Source organism: Candidatus Erwinia dacicola (genome assembly GCF_001756855.1).
In the GTDB taxonomy this organism is placed as follows: Bacteria; Pseudomonadota; Gammaproteobacteria; order Enterobacterales; family Enterobacteriaceae; genus Erwinia; species Erwinia dacicola.
Genome location: NZ_MAYS01000162.1, coordinates 1 through 2,103, shown reverse-complemented (window position 1 = coordinate 2,103; position 2,103 = coordinate 1). Strand labels below are relative to the sequence as shown.

Genomic DNA, 2,103 nt, shown 5'->3' with positions numbered 1-2,103 from the left:
CGCGGTCAGTTCGCGGGTCATCAGAATAAAATCAGCGTCAAAACTCCCGGTCACGTCTTCGCGGTCGATGTCATCATTCTGCTCGCGCAGAATATCGGCGAACTTCAGGCGTTTGATGGAACCGTCGTCGGAGAGCACCATCTGGATGCGCTCCTGCCAGTCCAGTGCCAGCTTAGTCACCAGCTTGCCCGCTTCGATATGGTTGGCAATCTCATCACACACCAGATCCTGCTTTTTGCAGCGGATCACGCCGCCATCTTCCAGAATCGCTTTCAGCTCGATTTCATCCATCAGCGCAAAACCTGCAGGCAGCTCACCAGAGCGCACCCATTCCGTCATGGTCAGCTCAATCGGGCTTTCCAGCGTCAGCGGCACCACCGGCAGTGACCCTAGGCTCTTACGCAGCAGCGCCAGCGTATCCTCGGCTTTTTTCGCGCTAGCACAGTCAACCATAATCAGGTTGTTCACGGTGTCGATCCAGATATACGTCTGGCTGAAGCGACTGAAGGCACGCGGCAGCAGGCTGTGCAGCATTTCATCCTTTAGCGAGTCTTTCTCGGTCTTTTTCAGCTTACGCGACTGCTCGGCTTCCAGCTTGCTGATTTTCGCTTCCAGCGCCTGTTTGATCACCGGCGAAGGCAGTATTTTCTCTTCTTTGCGCGCGCAGATCAGAATCTGGCCGTTGGTGACGTGGGTCAGATCTTCGCTGCGCGGACCAATCGGCGATACCCAGCCGGTTTTCGACATGTCCTGTCTGCCGCACGGAGTGAAAAAGAAAGCATCGAGCTGTTTTTCCATCTCGTTTGCTACCAGCGGAATGTCGCCACTAAGACGATATACCATCAAATTTTTAAACCACAGCATGCTGCATTCCTTCTCTGTGCGCGCAAGAAGGCGCGCGAGTTCAAAGTCAGCGCGCATGATAGCGAATCGGCGTCGGGGTTTCATTGCCTTTCCGCCTGCAGCCTTCTAAGGTAGTGATCTCACCGTCAAATAATGAGGAATAACAAGTGCGTATTGGTATTGATTTAGATGGCACCAAAACAGAAGTGATTGCCTTATCTGACCAAGGGGAAGAACTGTTCCGCTACCGAGTTCCCACGCCGCGCGATGACGATGACAAGACAGCGGAGAACATTATCGGGCTGGTTAAGCGGGCAGAGCAGGAGACCGGGTAGCAGGGCAGCGTTGCCTTAAGCATTCTGTCGCCGTTTACGCAGCGGGTGAAAAACACCAACTCCACCTAGCTTAACGGTCAGCCGCTGGATAAATACCTGTAGCAGTGGCTGAGCAGCGTCGATCTGAAAGGCGCGGAGATTATCAAGTGACTGGAGCAGCAGGACCCGGTGGCCAAGCTGGCGATGAGCCGCTACGAAATGCGGATGGCGAAGTCGCTGGCGCACGTGGTGAACATCCTCGATCCGGATATGATCGTGCTGGGTGGCGGGATGAGCAACGTTGAGCGCCTATAAGACGGTGCCGCAGCTGGTAAAAAACTGGGGGTTTGGCGGCGAATTTGCAACTCCGATCCGCCGCGCAGTACACGGTGATTCCAGCAGCGTGCGCGATGCCGCGTGGCTGTGGCCGCTGTAATTGATGAAGGGTCAGACATGTCTGACCTTTACGTTACTAATTTTATTCGCCCTGCAGCATCACGTCGTGCGGGGCATTATCGCGGTGACTTTTGGTCATCAGGAACCACAGATACCCGATCGCCATCAGGCCGACAAAAACAGCGCCAATCAGCGCGTTAAACCACAGCATCACGATCAGGCACACTACACACCACACACCACAACCAGCACCAGTACAATCATCGGCACTACCGGGTAGCCTAGCTGTCGCTACCGATGTAAAACTGGCCCACCTGCCGATGTAAATCTGACCCACCCAGGGTAAAAATGGCAGTTTTAAGGCACTGCCAATGATGACATTGGAGACCAGAGTGGAGATGAGTGTTTTACACCGTCAGGGCATGTCGATACGCGCCATCGCGCGCCAGCTTTCATGCTCTCGTGAGACCGTTCGCAGATATATCCGTAGCCCGCTGCCCGTAGCGGATATCCGCTACAAGCCTCGCGCACCCAGACCCTGCAAGCTTGA

3 protein-coding genes and 1 pseudogene are annotated in these 2,103 nt (G+C 54.8%); 2 read left to right on the top strand and 2 right to left on the bottom strand.

Annotation, left to right across the window (positions count from 1 at the left end):
- A partial coding sequence (rdgC, locus tag BBW68_RS04970) for a recombination-associated protein RdgC (RefSeq protein ID WP_070134264.1) occupies positions 1 to 864 on the bottom strand: 864 nt, incomplete at its 3' end.
- Between the two features lie 146 nt (positions 865 to 1,010).
- Here rdgC and BBW68_RS04965 point away from each other — a divergent pair.
- Positions 1,011 to 1,593 (top strand): annotated as a pseudogene (locus BBW68_RS04965) (ROK family protein).
- Positions 1,594 to 1,635: 42 nt separating this feature from the next.
- On the opposite strand, the gene BBW68_RS15875 reads toward BBW68_RS04965, so the two are convergent.
- The gene (locus BBW68_RS15875; protein ID WP_186821279.1) at positions 1,636 to 1,791 is read right to left on the bottom strand and encodes a hypothetical protein; all 156 of its coding nucleotides are present in this window, start codon (positions 1,789 to 1,791) and stop codon (positions 1,636 to 1,638) included.
- Positions 1,792 to 1,924: 133 nt separating this feature from the next.
- On the opposite strand from BBW68_RS15875, the gene BBW68_RS15870 reads away from it, so the two are divergent.
- Positions 1,925 to 2,103: helix-turn-helix domain-containing protein (locus BBW68_RS15870; RefSeq protein ID WP_148127543.1), on the top strand; the 179-nt coding region annotated here is incomplete at its 3' end.